The sequence below is a fragment of the Hymenobacter sp. APR13 genome (assembly GCF_000737515.1).
Classification (GTDB): Bacteria; Bacteroidota; Bacteroidia; order Cytophagales; family Hymenobacteraceae; genus Hymenobacter.
Window position 1 is genome coordinate 1457237 of sequence record NZ_CP006587.1, and the last position, 15319, is coordinate 1472555.

The window sequence follows — 15319 nt, forward strand, 5'->3', positions numbered from 1 at the left end:
GTAGCTGGAAAAGCCCAGCTGCCTCCACGCGTCGCGAAGTGGAACTTCGCGTTACATCCCATGAGCGGGAGCTTCGTGCTGCTACTTCAGCACCTGGTATATCAGCAGCGAGGCGGCGTAGGCCAGGCCGGTCATGTAGAACAGCTGCAGCAGCGGCCACATCCAGCCTTTGGTTTCGCGGTAGGTGGCGGCCAGCGTGCTCATGCACTGCATGGCAAACACGTAGAACACCAGCAGCGAGGCCGAGCGTGCCGGCGTGAAGAACGGCTGCCCGTTCAGGTCTTTTTCGGCGGCCAGCTTCTGCTGCACGGTCAGCTCGTTGGCGTCCTGTCCCACGCTGTAGATGGTGCTCATGGTGCCCACAAACACTTCCCGGGCGGCAAAGGATGTGAGCAGCGAAATACCGATTTTCCAGTCGAAGCCCAGCGGCCGAATGGCGGGCTCGATGAAGTGGCCGAAGTGGCCGGCGTAGGAGCTTTCCAGCTTCTGCGACGCCACCCGGCTTTCGGTTTCGGCGGGCGCTAGCCCCTGGGTTTGCGCGGCCGTGCGGGCCTGCGCTTCGGCCTGCTCCATGGACTTGCCCGGCCCGTAAGAGGCCAGCACCCACAGAATAACTGAAATGGCCATAATCACCTTGCCGGCCTGAAACACAAAGGCTTTCACCTTCTCTACTATGGTCAGGCCCACGTTTTTCCAGCGCGGCCAGCGGTACACCGGAAACTCCATGATGAAGTAGCTGCGCTCAGTGGTGCGCATAAACAGCTTCATCAGCCACGCCGAGCCCACTGCCGACACGAAGCCCAGCAGGTACAGACTCATCAGCGCCACGCCGCGCAGGTTGAAGATGCCCAGCACCGGCTGGTCGGGCACCACCAGCCCAATCAGCACCGTGTACACCGGAATGCGGGCCGAGCAGCTCATGAGCGGCGTCACGAAGATGGTGATCAGCCGGTCTTTGCGGTTTTCGATGGTGCGCGCGCTCATGATGGCCGGCACCGCGCAGGCCATGCCCGAAATCAGGGGCACCACGCTTTTGCCGTTGAGCCCAAACTTGCGCATGATGCGGTCCATCATGAACGTAACGCGGGCCATGTAGCCGGTTTCTTCCAGCACCGCAATGAAGGCAAACAGCAGCGCAATCTGCGGAATGAAGATCAGCACGCCGCCCAGCCCGGCCAGCACGCCCTCCGTAAGCAGGCTGATGAGCGGGCCGTCGAAGTTGGATTGGATGAGGCCATTGATCCAGGCCACGCCCTCGTCAATCAGCTCCATAGGGTAGCTGGCCCAGGCAAACACCGCCTGAAACAGCAGAAACAGCACCAGCATGAAGATCAGGTAGCCCCACACGCGGTGCGTGAGCACCCGGTCGATGCGGTTGCTGTAAGGCTCGGCCCGCTCCGTGCGCGTCACCGACACAGCATTCAGCAGCAGCTCGTTGATGCGGGCGTAGCGGGCAATGGTTTCCTGCGCCTGCCGCGCCGTGGGCTCAAACTCATATTTCGCCACCAGCTCGGCCACGTAGGCGCGCTGGTCGGGCGTGAGGAAGCTGATGTGGCGCCCCTGGTGGGCGTAGTGCAGCGCCAGGTAATCGTTGTGCAGGTTGAAGTAGTAGCGGATCTGCCGGATCATGGGCAGCAGCTCCGGCTCGGGCTCGTAGAACGACACGGCCGGGGCGTCCAGTTGCTGGGCCACCACAATCTTGAGGGCCGCCACTCCAATGCCCTTGCGGGCATTCATCGGAATGATGGGCACACCCAACTCCCGCTGCAGCTCGTCGAGGTCGATGCTGATGCCGTGCTGCTCTGCCACGTCCATCATGTTCAGGGCCAGCACGGCCGGCAGGCCCAGGTCAGCGAGCTGTGTGAACAGCAGCAGGTTGCGGCGCAGGTTGCTGGCGTCGGCCGTCACAATCACGAAATCCGGGTACTGCCCCGACGTCTGATCGTAAAGCAGATCGGTAATCACCTTCTCGTCGAGGCTCTTGGGGTAGAGCGAGTAGGTGCCGGGCAAGTCGATGATTTCGGCGCGGTGCTGCGGTGTCAACTGGCTGATGCCGGTCTTGCGGTCCACGGTCACGCCGGGGAAGTTGCCTACCTTCTGGTTGAGCCCGGTCAGCTGGTTGAACAGCGACGTTTTGCCGGAATTGGGGTTGCCGATGAGGGCAATGCGGGTCAGGCGGGTTTGGCCGGGCAGGTGCGCGGCAGCCGTTTCCAGCGCAGCCGCCGAGGCAGCCTGCCCGTTGGGGGCGGTTCGGATTCCGGCACTACGCATACGCTGGGCTATTCTTTGAGCAGAATGGTCGCCGCCTCACTCACGCGCAGCGACAAAGTATAATCTGCCGCCTCGCCTACTACCAGCGTGATGGGGCAGCCCAGCGGGGCCCGGCTGTTGAGGCGCACCTGCGTGCCCGGAATGCAGCCCATTTCCAGCAGCTTGAGCGCCATTTCGGGGTCCTGGAGGCAGCAGATGGTGCCGCTTTCACCCAGCCGCAAGTCTTTCACGCTCCGGCGAGGCGGGGCGGAAACAGTAGAAACAGGCGCGTGGGAAGCAGACATAGGAGCGGAGTTATTTAGACTTGCTTTAAACAAAGGTACTACCCATTTATGTTTCGGCCAACAACGGCTTATATCCCCTCTGTTTGGGGCTTTCGTCTGGGCCGGCACTATGCCCCTGAAATAAAGCAGCTTGTATCTGGCTAGCACTATTCCTTCTCACAATTGCATCTTTAGGAATATTTAAAGACGGCATGATGGGAATTGGTATTATCATTTTAATTTTGGCATACAACACTATTCTGCCTAACCATGCTGCAACGCTTACTCGCATTTTTTACCCTTTTGCTGTTGTTCCCGGCGCTGGGCATGGCCCAGGAGAACCGTTTATCGGGTCGCATCGTCGACTCTAAAACCAAGGAGCCCATCCCGTTTGCTTCTATCGGCCTGAAGGAAGAACAAACCGGCGCGCTCACCAACGAGTATGGCTTTTTTCAGATGGCAACGCCTGAAAAAAGTGCGCAGGACTCTATCATCGTGCTGGCCCTGGGCTACAAGCGTATGGCTGTAGCCGTGAAGCGCGGCGTATCGCAGACCGACCTGATTATTGAGGTGCCTAAGCGCGTTATCGAGCTGAGCAACGTAACGGTAAAGGGCGGCAAGGTGAAAGACCTGGCCCTGGGCTCGAAGTCGAGCACGCCGGGCGAGGGCATGATCCAGGGTATGCCTGGCAGCCAGTACGCCTTCTTCGTGAAAAACGACAAGGGCAAGACCCTCGGCAACGTGCGCTCGGTGTCGTTCTACATCGGCGAAAACGGCTTCCCCCGCGAGCCGTTCCGCGTGCGCCTCTACAAGGCCGACGGCAACTACAACTCGCCCAACACCGACCTGCTCACCGAAAACGTAGTGGTTTCAGCCCCGAAAGGCGGCGCTTGGTATACCGTTGACCTGAATCAGTACAACATCGAGGCGCCGAAAGAGGGCTTCTTCGTGGCTATGGAGTGGATTGTGAGCGGCGACAAGTTCTACACCACCAACTTCATGGACACCTACACGCCCTACGGCCAGATCATGCGCCCCACCTTCGAGTTTAAGGAGAGCCGCACCTGGAGCTACACCATGGGCAAGGGCTGGAGCCTGCTCACGCTCTCCAGCAACGGCCAGCGCTACAACGCTATGATCAAAGCCGAAGTAGACCAGATCAAAGACTAATCACGGATTTCGTCGGATTGCCCGGATTTCACGGATTTTGTGAACGGCGCTAACTGAACTTCTTTGGCTATCTACACAAAGAGCTACACCACAAAGAAAGGAGGCTTGCCAATCGGCAAGCCTCTTTTCTTTGTAATCGACTACAAAATCCGTGAAATCCGGATAATTCGACGAAATCCGTGATTTACTTGATGACGGCAATTTCTACACGGCGGTTTTCCTGGCGGCCTTCGGCGGTGGCGTTGGAGGCTACCGGAGCGGCTTCGCCCATGGGCTCGATGCTGACGCGGGCGTCGCCCATGCCGCCGTTCATGGCCAGCCACTTCTTCACGGCTTCGGCGCGCTTGGCGCTCAGCTCCTTGTTGTAGCTCTTGTCGCCACGCGAGTCAGCGAAGCCCATCACGCGCACCTGGCTTTTGCCATAGCGGCGGCCGATAGACGCCGCAATTTCCGACAGAGCACGCGTAGCGCTAGGCTTGATGTCGGCCTTGTCGGTGTCGAACAGCACTTTCTCTTCGAGGCCGTACACGCTGTACTTCTCGTTGCCGCGCACCGATACTTCGGGCAGGTCGATTTCCTCGTAGGTTTCGTTGGCCAGCTGGGCCTTGGTCATGTCCCAGGCCGAGTCCACGGCGTTGGCGGCCCCAGCGGCGGCATCCGCTACGGTAGTGCCATTGCTGGCTACCACGGCCGTATCGGCCGTAGCTTCCGAAAGCTGGTCTTTCTCTTCCGGCTTCTTCAGGTCGTTGCAGGAAGAGGCCAGCAGGGCGGTAGCTGCCAGAGCAGACAGTAAGGTCTTTTTCATCAGAAAAGGGAGAGGAAGGGTAGTTGGTGAGTTTCGGGGCGGAAGGTACCAAACTTCCCGTTTTCCCTGGTGCTATTTGGCGGCCGTGTGCGCCACAATCCAGGCACGGATGGTTTCCTGTGCTACGGGCGAGAAGGTTTCGCGTGGCTGGCCGTTTACGATGGGCCACTCGGCCGGATCGGGCTGAAACAGGTGGTTTACGCCCGGCAGCTTCTTGGCGGTTACGTCGCGGTTGGCTTTCAGGGCTTTGGTTAGTGCCCCCATGTTGGCATCCGCCGCTACGTAGAGGTCGGCGGTACCATTGAGCAGCAGCACCGGGCACTTCACCTCCGCCAGACGCTCCAGCGGGTTGAAGCTCAGAAAATACCGGTACCGGAATGAAGTAAGCTCTGCTGCGCTGGCCTGGGCGGCCTCAGTATCGATGGCTGCGTTGTTTTGGCGCAGCATGTTGGCCACAATGGCTCGGGCTTGCGCCTCGTCGGGTGTCTGGCTGATGATTTCCAGCATGGCCTGCTGGCGTTTGGTGGCGGCTTCTACCTGGGCCGTTTCCGTGCCCAGGGAGCGAAGCAGCGCCGCCTGCTGCTGCAGGGCCAGCGTGGTGCCGGGCACCCCATAGCCTGCCAACGACACCACAAAGGCCGGCGGCAGCGGCTGCGTAGCGGACAGCAGGGCCACGTTAGCACCTTCGCCATGCCCAATCACCCCAATCTGCGACAGGTTCACTTCGGGGCGAGTACGCAGGTAGTTCAGGCCGGCCTGCACGTCGCTTACGAGAGCGGTAGTAGTAGCTTGGGCGAAGTCGCCGGTGGAGCTGCCCACGCCCCGGTCGTCGAAGCGCAGCACGGCAATACCGCGGCGCGTGAGGTAGTCGGCCAACGAGCCCAGCAGCTGATACTCTCCCACCGTGGCGTCGCGGTTGTGCGGGCCGGCATCCGACACCAGCACCACGGCCGGAAACGGGCCCGGCCCGGCCGGCACCGTGAGCATACCCCCCAGGCGCAGATCAACGGCCACGTTGGAATAGGCCACTTCCTCTTCGCGGTAGGGCGGCGTCAGGCGGGCTTTGGGGGCGGTGCTGATGGCGGGCGCGGCGTACGACAGCGTCAGGGGAACCTGAAGACCGGGCTGCTGCCACGTACCTTCAACCTGCTTGCCGCCCGAAGCCACCCGCCCGACGAACCGGCTGCCGGCTTCCTCGGCCGCGAAAATCACCGTGTCGCCGCGTACGTCCACTTTCACGGCCATGCGGCTTACTTTCTGCAGCGGCACGTCTAGGGTGGCGAAGTAGGAGCCGTCGGTGAGGCTAACCAGCCGGAAGATGACCTCCAGCTGGCCACCCGGCATCTTCAGCGGGCCCTTCCAGAGGCCATCGAGGCTGGGGGCTGCCGTGGCCGTGCCGGTTGCCACGCATAGCAGCAGGACCAGGCACGTGCGCAGGAATCGTAGGTAAACAGTAGTTTTCATAGGGGGAGCAGGGCGGGAGAAACGAAGCTGATGGTCAACCTCCTACTCTCCTTTGACGAAGACCGGCTGCTTTTTGCGTGCCGAGCCCGTGCCCCGGCGCTCGTCCTGAGCGGTGGCAGATTCAGTCAGCTTTATCGGCAGCTGGGTGGTTTGCCCGCCTTTCAGAAACATGTTGGTGAGCAGCTGGCTCTTGTAGCCGGGCTGTGTGATGTGAATGGTGTAAGGGCCGCCGGGCAGCAGGTCGGCCAACGCGAAGGCGCCCATGCCGTCCGATACGGCGGTGCGCCGCACCCCCGTGGGCACGTGCACCACTACGATGGTAGTACCGGCCACTGCCTCGTTCTTATCTGAGTCGCTGCTGCCAGCAAGTGTGGCACTGGTGCTCTGGGCAACCGAAGGCAGCCCAAGCAGCCATAGAGCAGCAATCAGCCAAAATACAGCGCGCGTGGAGATTTTATTCATCAGAATAAGGGAAGAAAGTAGGAACGAGAGAGAGCCAAAAGCAGGCGGCTGACCGATCTGGGGCGCCAGCCTGTATCAAAAGTAGAAAGCCGGGGAGCAGCGTTTGGGTATTTCAGTTCAACTGCCCCTTACAGGCGGTGAACCAACTTTCAGAGTAGACAAGCAGCTGATAGCAGGCAAGTATCCTTAAACAGGCCATTTGTGCCCTTTCGGCCGCCGTCAGTAACTAAAAAAAACAGAACTATTTAGTGAATTCATGGAACATCAACCCAATGAAGTTTATTCCCGAATCTGGACAAACAAATATATAAAATTTGGCTGAAGCCTTAACTAAATCAGTATAATATTTCACTAATATTATAAATACTCATAAAATTTTACATAATAATAACATTATGGATTGTGTGATTTTGTATCCGGCAGCAGTAGCACGGCCTGTTTCCTGCCGCCTAGTTACCGAGCCCTTGCCGCGCTGGGGAGGGCCGCCCCAGCGTCTGCAGCATGAGTTGCTTGTGTTTCGCTGCGCAAGACATGAAAAAGCCGCCTGTCGGTGACAGGCGGCTTGGGTAGTCAGGGATACGTGCTGAGTATTCAGGTAATCGTCAGAAAGATATCAATCAACTAGTTGCAAAAAAACCAACCCGCTGATTACCCATGGCTGACTACTTGCATTCAGCCGGTTGCGTAGTGGCGGCCGGTTGGCCACTACCCACGTACCGCTACCACGCGGTTTCTCCGCAACCTAAGCTGGCAAAATTCAGGGCCGGGCATTTATTTCGCGTGGCTTACTATCCAGCTGCGTACGGCCTCTAGTGCCACGGGCGAGAAGGTTTCCTGCCGCTGCCCGTTCACCAAGGCCCAGTTAGCCGGGTCGGCCTGAAACTGATGGTTGACCCCGAGCAGCTTTTTGCGGGTTACGCGCGTGTTTTTTTCCAGAGCCAGATTAAGCGCGTCCAGATTGGTATCGGCCTGCACCTCCAGGTCGGCTGTGCCGTTGAGCAGCAGTACCGGGCACTTCACCTTGCTGAGCAGAATGCCGGGGTTGAAGCGCAACAGGTTCCGGTAGCGGAAAGAGGTGAGGTCGATGGCTCGGTTTTTTGCGGTAAGCGTATCCAGGTTGGTGTCGTAAGCGCGCATCATCTTCACCAGCGTGGCTTGGGCCTGTTTTACGTCGGACGTGCGCAACACTACTTCTTGCAGCGCCTGCTGCTGCTTGCTGAACGCCATAACATCCGGCTCCTGCACGCCAATGGCCCGGAGCACCGTTTTCTGCTGCTCCAGCACCAACTGGTTGCCGGGCAGCCCATACGCGGCCAGAGTCACAACGAAAGCCGGAGGCGCGGGCTGGCTGGCCGTCAGCAAGGCCACGTTGCCGCCCTCACCGTGCCCAATAACACCGATATGGGTGGTATCTATCCGGGGGGTAGTGCGCAGATACTTCAGGCCCGCCTGCACATCGCCGACTAGTTCACTGGCAATGGTTGTGGAGAAATCCCCTCCCGATTTGCCCACGCCCCGGTCATCGAAGCGCAGCACGGCAATGCCGCGGCGCGTGAGGTAGTCGGCCAGAATCCCCATGGGGCGGTACTCGCCGGTGGTGGCATCCCGGTCGTGGGCACCCGCATCGGATACCAGCACCACGGCCGGAAACGGGCCTTCGCCGGCTGGTACCGTGAGCGTTCCGCCCAGCGGCAGATTCATCTGCTCATTGGTGTAGGAAACTTCTTCCTCGCGGTAGGGCGGCGTAAGGCGTGCCTTCGGGGCCGTGTTGATGGTGGCCGGGGAGAAATTCAGCGTCAGGGCCGATTCGTGGCCGGGCTGGTACCAAGTACCGGTTACCTGCTTGCCGCCTTCCGCCAGCCGGCCAATAAACCGGCTACCAGCTTCTTCGGCGGCCAGGATTATGGTGTCGCCGTGCACCTGCACCTGCACGGCCATGCGGGTCACACGCTGCTGGGGCACATCCAGGGTGGCAAAATATTCGCCGCCGGTGAGGCTCACCAGCCGGAACACCACCTCCAGTTCGCCGCCGGGCATCTTGATGGGGCCTTTCCAGAGGCCATCCAACGGCATTGCGCCGCCAGCCAGCGCCGGCCCGGCCAGAATCCAAAGTAGCCCGGCGCAAAGAACGGCTCGGGTCAGTTGGGCAAAAGTAGCAATCTTCATAGAAGGCAACCGGAAAATAATAACACAAAATCAGGTTTCAGTGAAACTTAATTCACTACTATATAGGACACTGTCGACCTAACTTGGTTGCAAGATACACAGGCCGCGCAATTGATTATATTATCATTATCCAAATTTTTCCCGGATAAGGTTACACCGGGCAGCAGCCGCTTATTCGGCCACAAATACGCGCTTCACCCGCTCGCTTACGTTGGTCAGCAGCTCATACGGAATGGTGCCAATGCGAGCCGCCAGCTCGGGCAGCGGCAGGCTGGGGCCGAAGATTTCGGCCGCGTCGCCGGCCTGGGCGCCGCTGATGTGCGTGACGTCGGCCATGCACATGTCCATGCACACGTTGCCGACGATGGGCGCGCGCTGGCCCCGGATAACCACCTCGCCCGCGCCGTTGCCGAAGCGCCGGTCGTAGCCGTCGGCGTAGCCGATGGCCAGCGTGGCAATGCGCCGCTCGAAGTCGGCGGCCTGGCCGCGGCGGCCGTAGCCGACGGTTTCGCCGGGCGGCAGCGCTTTCACCTGCGACACGGTGGTGCGCAGCGTGCTCACGGGCTGCAGGGCGTCGGGCTCCTGGCCGCTGGCTTCTACCCCATACAGCCCGATGCCGAGGCGCACCATATCGGCGTGGGCGGCCGGGAAGCGCAGGATGCCGGCCGAGTTGAGCGCGTGCTTGAGAATGGGGTAGCCGAGCACGGCTTCCAGCACCGGCGTCATGCGGTGGAAGGCGGCCAGCTGCTGCCGCGAGAAGTCGTTGTGCTGCTCTTCGTCGGCGCCGGCCAAGTGGGTGAGGGCGCTGGCCACGCGCAGATGGGCAGCGTTTTCGCGCAGCAGTCGGGTCAGCTCGGGCAAGTCGGTTTCGGCGAAGCCGAGGCGGCGCATGCCGGTATCGAGCTTGAGGTGGATGGGCGGCAACGGCTGCTCGCGGGCGGCGCGCAGGTAGTCGTGCAGACGCTCGAAGGAGTAGATTTCGGGCTCCAGCTGGTACTGGCGCAGCTTCTGGAAGGCATCCGGCGAGGGGTTCATCACCATGATGGGCAGGCTGATGCCGTGCTGGCGTAGGTCCACGCCTTCGTCGGTGTAGGCCACGGCCAGGTAGTCGGCGCGGTGGAACTGCAGCAGGTTGGCGACTTCGGAGGAGCCGCTGCCGTACGCGAAGGCCTTCACCATCACCATGAGGCGGGTGCCGGGCTGCAGGCGGCGGCGGTAGAAGTTGAGGTTGTGGGCCAGCGCATCGAGGTTGACTTCCAGCACCGTGCCGTGGATTTTCTGCTGAAACGCCGCCACAATCCGCTCGAAGCCAAAGCGGCGCGCCCCCTTCACCAAAATGGTTTCGCGGCGGAAGGTGTCGGGCTGGAAGTGGCGCAGAAAGTCCTCGGTGGTATCGTAAAACACAGCCTCTATCCCATCAAAAGCGCCTTGGTGCAGGCGGATTTCGGGGCCGATGCCAACGAGACGCGCCACGCCGTGGGTGCGCAGCAAGGCGGCCACGCGGGCGTAGAGGTCGGGGCCGGCGAGGCCGGATTCGAGCACGTCGGAGAGGATGAGGGTGCGGCGGCCGCGCTGCAGCTGGCGCGTGAGGGCGTCGAGGGCCAGGGCGAGGCCGGCGAGGTCGTTGTTGTAGGTGTCGTCGAGGACGTAGCAGTCGTTGAGGGCCTGCTTCATCTCCAGGCGCATGGCCACGGGCTGCAGCCTATCGAGGCGGTGCTGGATTTCGGCGGCGGGCACCTGCTGCCACAGCAGCACCGACAGCGCGTGCAGGGCATTTTCCACGCTGGGCTCGTCGGCGAAGGGCAGAGTGAAGGTGTGCTCCTGCGGCACGGGCCGGGCCAGCGTTACGCGCACCACGGTGCGGTCGGCGCTGGCCTCGGCCACCGTCACGGCCACGTGGGCCAGGTGCGGGTGCTGGCGGCTCCAGGTGAAGGTGCGGTGCGCGGGCAGCAGGCGTTGGGCAGCTTCGTGAATGATCTGGTGGTCGAGGCAGTAGAACAGCGTATCCACGTCGCGGAACAGCTGCATCTTCTCTTCCACTTTCTGCTGATGGGAGGCAAAGCCGGCGTCGTGGGCGGTGCCCAGGTTGGTGAACAAGCCCAGCGTGGGCTGGATTACGGCCGCCAGCCGCGCCATTTCGCCGGGCTCCGACACGCCGGCTTCGAAGACACCCAGCGTGTGGCGGGCGTTCAGCTCCCACACGCTCAGCGGCACACCCACCTGCGAGTTGTAGGAGCGTGGGCTTTTGCAGATGCGTTCCTCGGGAGCCAGCAGCTGCGCGAGCCACTCCTTCACGATGGTTTTGCCGTTGGAGCCGGTGATGCCCAGCACGGGCAGCCGAAACTGGCGGCGGTGGGCGGCAGCCACGGCCTGCAGCGCGTCCAGCACCTGCGGCACCAGCAGAAAGCCGCTGCCGGGGTAGGCCAGCAGCCCGCCGGGAATATCGACTTCGCTATCCACCACAAACAGGCGCACGCCCTGCTGGTAGAGCTCGGGCAGGTAGCGGTGGCCGTTGTGCTGGGGTCCGCGCAGCGCAAAGAACACGCTGCCGCCGGCCTGACCCACGCGGCGGCTGTCCAGCAGCAAGGTCTGGACGGGCGCGGGGGCGGGCGGAGTCAGCAGCAGGGTGCCACTGGTGAGGGCGGGCAGGTCGGCAGAGAAATCGAGCATGGTAGGACAAAGGTACAGGAGGTAACAGGTAACAGGAGAGAAGTGACAGGTTAGCGAGGGCACAGGACTTTTGAGGCCCGGACCGGCGCCTACTGCATGTTTGGCCGGCACAGTGTGGCCGGCCTGTTTCGGCCGTACCTTTGCGGCTTGTTTGGCTTTTCCGGTTCGCTTTGAAACTTTCCCGTCATCACCTGGCCGCGTTGGCCGCCTTTCTTATCTGGGGCTTCTTCCCGATTCCGCTGCGGTGGCTGCACGGCTATGCCAGCGGGCAGATTCTGTTTTTCCGCATCCTGATTTCTTTGCTGGTGCTGCTGCTCATTCATGGATTGGGGCGGCGGGCGGCGGTGCAAACGGTGTGGCAGCAGTGGCAGGCGGCTCCGGTGGTGGAGCGCCGCGCGGTGGCGGTCAGCACGGGGCTGGGCGGCGTGCTGCTGACTTCCAACTGGCTGCTGTTTATCTACGTGGTGAACCAGGTGAGCGTGCAGGCCGGCTCGTTTGCCTACCTCATCTGCCCGATTCTGACGGCGCTGCTGGGCTTTGTGCTGCTGCGCGAAAAGCTGCGGCCCAACCAGTGGGCCGCTATTGCGCTGAGCGCCCTGAGCTGCGCGCTGCTGGGCGCCGGCGACCTGCGCACGGTGGGCATGAGCCTGGTGGTGGCCTTCACCTACGCTTTCTACCTCATCACGCAGCGCCGCCTGCAGGGCTACGACCGACTGGTACTGCTGACGGTGCAGCTCGCGCTGGCCGCCGCCCTGATTCTGCCGCTGGCCCCGCTGCTGGGCGCCGAGCCCCTGGCCGGCCTGCACGATACGCACCTGCTGCTGGTGGCGGCCCTGCTGAGCGTGGTATTTACGGTGCTGCCGCTGTTTCTGAACCTGTACGCCCTCAACGTGCTGCCCTCGGGCACGGTGGGCATCCTGATGTACCTGAACCCAATTGTGAGCTTCGCGCTGGCGTTCTGGTATTTCGGGGAGGCCGCCACGGCGGTGCAGGGCGTGGCCTACGGCGTGATTCTGGCGTCGGTGGTGCTGTACAACTGGCCGGCGAAGCGGAGCGTTAGCGTCTAGTCTGAAATGCGGCATAGCTGTAGTTGCCTCACCCCTAGCCCCTCTCCCGTGGAGAGGGGGACTAGTCTGTAGTTTTCTAGCTCTGGGTGCCTCATCCTACCGGTCCCCTTCTCCCAAAGGCAAGGAGTAGTGTAGCGCTAGAACTAAGGTTAGTTCCCCATCTCTACAGGAGAGGGGGTTAGGGGGTGAGGCGACTACAGCTAGTCCCCCCTCTCTTTTGGAGAGGGGGCTAGGGGGTGAGGTTCCCGTCGGGTTTCCTTGTTACCTTCGGGCAGTTTTCGCCCCTACTTTCTTCCTGAATGACGACTGTTTTCTCTGCGCCGGCCGTGGCGCCTGTTGCGGTGCCGCTGTGGCGGCGGGTACTGCCCCACCTGGCGGCGGTGCTGGTGTTTCTGGCGTTGGCCGTGCTCTACTTCTCCCCCATCGTGTTCGATGGCAAGACGCTCAGCCAACACGACATCGTGCAGTTCAACGGCGGCGCCCACGAGGCGCAGCTCTACCGCGAAGCCACCGACAAGGAGGCCCTCTGGACCAACTCCATGTTCTCGGGGATGCCGACCTATCTCATCAGCACGCGCTTCCCCGGCGATTTGAGCATCTATCTGCAGAAGATTTTCACGCTGGGGCTGCCGGCGGTGGTGGCCAACCTGTTTCTGGCGCTGGTATGCGGCTACGTGCTGTTTGTGGCGCTGGGCCTCTCGCCGGTGGTGAGCGGCGTGGGTGCCATTGCCCTGGGCTTCACCAGCTACAACCTCGTGATTCTGGCTGCCGGCCACAACACCAAGAGCCTGGCTTTGGCCTACGCGCCGGTAGTGCTGGCGGGGCTGCTGGTGGCGTTCCGACGCAATAAGTGGCTGGGGACGGGCCTGTTTGCGGTGGGTTTGGCCATGAACATCCGCGCCAACCACTTGCAAATCACTTACTACCTGCTGCTGCTGGTGCTGGTGTTTGGGGTGGTGGAGCTGGTATATGCCGCCCGCGAAAAGCGCCTGCCCGACTTCCTGAGCCGCACGGCCCTGCTGGGTGTGGCGGCGCTACTGGCCGTGGGCGTGAGCTTCGGCCGCCTCTACACCACCATCGAATACGGCAAGTACAGCATCCGCGGCAAGTCGGAGCTGACGACGCCCCCGCCTACCGCGCCCGGCCAGCCCGCCGCCGCCCCAGCCGGCGACGACGGTGCCGGCGGCTCCGGCCTCGACCGGGACTACGCCTTTGGGTGGAGCTACGGCGTGGGCGAAACCATTACGCTGCTGGTGCCCAACTTCTACGGCGGCGCCTCCCAGACCAAGCTTTCTGATGATTCGGCCACTGGCCAGGCCCTGACCGGGCTGGGCGTGCCCACCGGGCAGCTGTCGGAGTACCTCAAGGCCATGCCCACTTACTGGGGCGACCAGCCCGTGACCAGCGGGCCGGTGTACGTGGGCGCCATCGTGTGCTTCCTGTTTGTGCTGGGCTTGTTCGTGGCCGACCGCCGCACGCGCCTGTGGTTGCTGGTGGGCACTATTCTGTCCATCGTGCTGGCCTGGGGCAAGAACTTCGAGACGTTCAACTACCTGATGTTCGATTACTTCCCGGGCTACAACAAGTTCCGCTCGGTGAGCATGGCGCTGGTGATTGCGCAGCTGGCCATGCCGCTGCTGGCCGTGCTGGCGCTGGCCCGCGTGCTGCGCAGCCGGGCCACTGGCCTGCCGGTAGCCGGCGCCAGCACCCACCCCAGCCTGGCCGCCCTGGCCGGCGCCATCACCGCCGATGCCCCCGAAACTGCCGACCTCAAGCGCAAGCTGCGGCTGGCAGCCGGCATCACGGTCGGCATCTGCGCCCTGGCGTTGTTTGTGGGCATGAGCGTGGATTTTTCGGCGCCGATTGATGCGCAACTGCAGCAGCAGGGCTTCCCGCTGGACGCACTGCGCCAGGACCGCGCCGCGCTGCTGCGCTCCGACGTGTTCCGCTCGATGATCTTCATTGCCCTGGCTTTCGGGGTGCTGTGGTTCTATCTGCAGCGCAAGGTATCGGCTGGGATGGCGGCGGCGCTGGTGGGCTTGCTGACGCTGGTAGACCTGTGGGGCGTGGATAAGCGCTACCTCAACGACAACAACTTCCAGCGCGAAACCGTGGCCCAGCAGTTCGTGCCCACGGCCGCCGACCAGCAGATTCTGCAGGACAAGGACAAGAGCTACCGGGTGCTGAACACGGCCAACCCGTTCAACGAGGCCAACACCTCGTACTTCCACAAGAGCATCGGGGGCTACCACGGCGCCAAGCTGCGCCGCTACCAGGATTTGATTGACCGGCAGATTTCGCAGAACAACACCCAGGTGCTGAGCATGCTGAACACGCGCTACGTGATTCTGCCGGCCCAACCCGGCCAGCAGGGCCAGCCTGGCCAGCCCGAGCAGGTGCAGCGCAACCCCGGCGCGCTGGGCAACGCGTGGTTCGTCAACGAAATCCAGAAGGTGCAGACGCCCGACCAGGAAATTGCGGCCCTCAGCAACCTGAGCGTGGCTACGGCCGCCGTGGTGGACGTGGCCAAGTTCCCGCTCGCCAAAACCAGCTTCAGCGCGCCCGGCTCCACCATCACCCTCACCGATTACTCGCCCGACGCCCTGAAATACCGCGCCACGGCCACCGCCGACGCCTTTGCGGTGTTCTCGGAAATCTACTACGCCGACGGCTGGAACGCCTACCTCGATGGCAAACTGGTGCCACACGTGCGGGCCAACTACGTGCTGCGCGCCATGCCCGTGCCGGCCGGCACCCACACCATCGAGTTCAAGTTTGAGCCCACCGAATACGCCATCGGCAACACCGTGTCGCTGGTGTCGTCGGTGCTGCTGATTGTGGTGCTGCTGGGCTTGGTGGTGTACACCGTGCGCCAGCCCGCCGACCAGAACGAAGCGGCTTTCGTGTAGACAGGTTCCCGCAGAGGACGCAGAAGAAGGCGCAGAAGTCGCAGAACGTTCTGCGGCCTCTGCGCCTTCTTC

10 protein-coding genes are annotated in these 15319 nt (G+C 62.2%); 3 read left to right on the forward strand and 7 right to left on the reverse strand.

Annotation, left to right across the window (positions count from 1 at the left end; genetic code table 11):
• Positions 1–81: 81 nt before the first annotated feature.
• On the reverse strand, positions 82–2271 hold the full coding sequence (feoB, locus tag N008_RS06160; RefSeq protein WP_081910640.1) for a ferrous iron transport protein B: 2190 nt from the start codon (positions 2269–2271) through the stop codon (positions 82–84).
• Positions 2272–2279: 8 nt separating this feature from the next.
• Complete coding sequence (locus tag N008_RS06165; RefSeq protein ID WP_052381257.1) at positions 2280–2555, reverse strand: ferrous iron transport protein A; 276 nt, start codon at positions 2553–2555, stop codon at positions 2280–2282.
• Positions 2556–2837: 282 nt separating this feature from the next.
• Here N008_RS06165 and N008_RS06170 point away from each other — a divergent pair, with 282 nt between their 5' ends.
• The gene (locus N008_RS06170) at positions 2838–3704 is read left to right on the forward strand and encodes a carboxypeptidase-like regulatory domain-containing protein (protein ID WP_044014564.1); all 867 of its coding nucleotides are present in this window, start codon (positions 2838–2840) and stop codon (positions 3702–3704) included.
• A 184-nt stretch (positions 3705–3888) separates the two neighbouring features.
• Here N008_RS06170 and N008_RS21385 read toward each other — a convergent pair whose 3' ends face one another.
• From N008_RS21385 to N008_RS06195, 5 genes are all read right to left on the reverse strand, one after another.
• Positions 3889–4509, reverse strand: coding sequence for an OmpA family protein (locus tag N008_RS21385; RefSeq protein ID WP_052381258.1), 621 nt, complete (start codon positions 4507–4509; stop codon positions 3889–3891).
• 72 nt (positions 4510–4581) lie between these two features.
• Positions 4582–5973 (reverse strand): alpha/beta hydrolase family protein, encoded by a 1392-nt coding sequence (locus N008_RS06180; protein WP_044014566.1) that lies wholly within the window; start codon positions 5971–5973, stop codon positions 4582–4584.
• A 42-nt stretch (positions 5974–6015) separates the two neighbouring features.
• Positions 6016–6435 (reverse strand): carboxypeptidase-like regulatory domain-containing protein, encoded by a 420-nt coding sequence (locus N008_RS06185; protein WP_044014568.1) that lies wholly within the window; start codon positions 6433–6435, stop codon positions 6016–6018.
• Between the two features lie 771 nt (positions 6436–7206).
• Positions 7207–8601, reverse strand: coding sequence for an alpha/beta hydrolase family protein (locus N008_RS06190; protein ID WP_081910642.1), 1395 nt, complete (start codon positions 8599–8601; stop codon positions 7207–7209).
• A 171-nt stretch (positions 8602–8772) separates the two neighbouring features.
• Positions 8773–11271, reverse strand: a complete 2499-nt coding sequence (locus N008_RS06195; RefSeq protein WP_044014571.1) for a bifunctional UDP-N-acetylmuramoyl-tripeptide:D-alanyl-D-alanine ligase/alanine racemase — start codon at positions 11269–11271, stop codon at positions 8773–8775.
• A 170-nt stretch (positions 11272–11441) separates the two neighbouring features.
• On the opposite strand from N008_RS06195, the gene N008_RS06200 reads away from it, so the two are divergent.
• Both N008_RS06200 and N008_RS06205 read left to right on the forward strand, forming a co-directional pair.
• Positions 11442–12338 (forward strand): EamA family transporter, encoded by an 897-nt coding sequence (locus N008_RS06200; protein WP_044014573.1) that lies wholly within the window; start codon positions 11442–11444, stop codon positions 12336–12338.
• Positions 12339–12637: 299 nt separating this feature from the next.
• Positions 12638–15247 carry a YfhO family protein gene (locus N008_RS06205; protein ID WP_052381260.1) on the forward strand — a complete coding sequence of 870 codons (2610 nt, stop codon included), beginning with the start codon at positions 12638–12640 and terminating at the stop codon, positions 15245–15247.
• Positions 15248–15319 lie beyond the last annotated feature (72 nt).

What these genes read in the sequence shown, in the direction of transcription:
- N008_RS06180 (WP_044014566.1), bottom strand. Translation starts at nt 5,973, where the DNA reads ATGAAAACTACTGTTTACCTACGATTCCTGCGCACGTGCCTGGTCCTG.
- N008_RS06195 (WP_044014571.1), bottom strand. Translation starts at nt 11,271, where the DNA reads ATGCTCGATTTCTCTGCCGACCTGCCCGCCCTCACCAGTGGCACCCTG.
- N008_RS06165 (WP_052381257.1), bottom strand. Translation starts at nt 2,555, where the DNA reads ATGTCTGCTTCCCACGCGCCTGTTTCTACTGTTTCCGCCCCGCCTCGC.
- N008_RS06185 (WP_044014568.1), bottom strand. Translation starts at nt 6,435, where the DNA reads ATGAATAAAATCTCCACGCGCGCTGTATTTTGGCTGATTGCTGCTCTA.
- feoB (WP_081910640.1), bottom strand. Translation starts at nt 2,271, where the DNA reads ATGCGTAGTGCCGGAATCCGAACCGCCCCCAACGGGCAGGCTGCCTCG.
- N008_RS06190 (WP_081910642.1), bottom strand. Translation starts at nt 8,601, where the DNA reads ATGAAGATTGCTACTTTTGCCCAACTGACCCGAGCCGTTCTTTGCGCC.
- N008_RS21385 (WP_052381258.1), bottom strand. Translation starts at nt 4,509, where the DNA reads ATGAAAAAGACCTTACTGTCTGCTCTGGCAGCTACCGCCCTGCTGGCC.
- N008_RS06205 (WP_052381260.1), top strand. Translation starts at nt 12,638, where the DNA reads ATGACGACTGTTTTCTCTGCGCCGGCCGTGGCGCCTGTTGCGGTGCCG.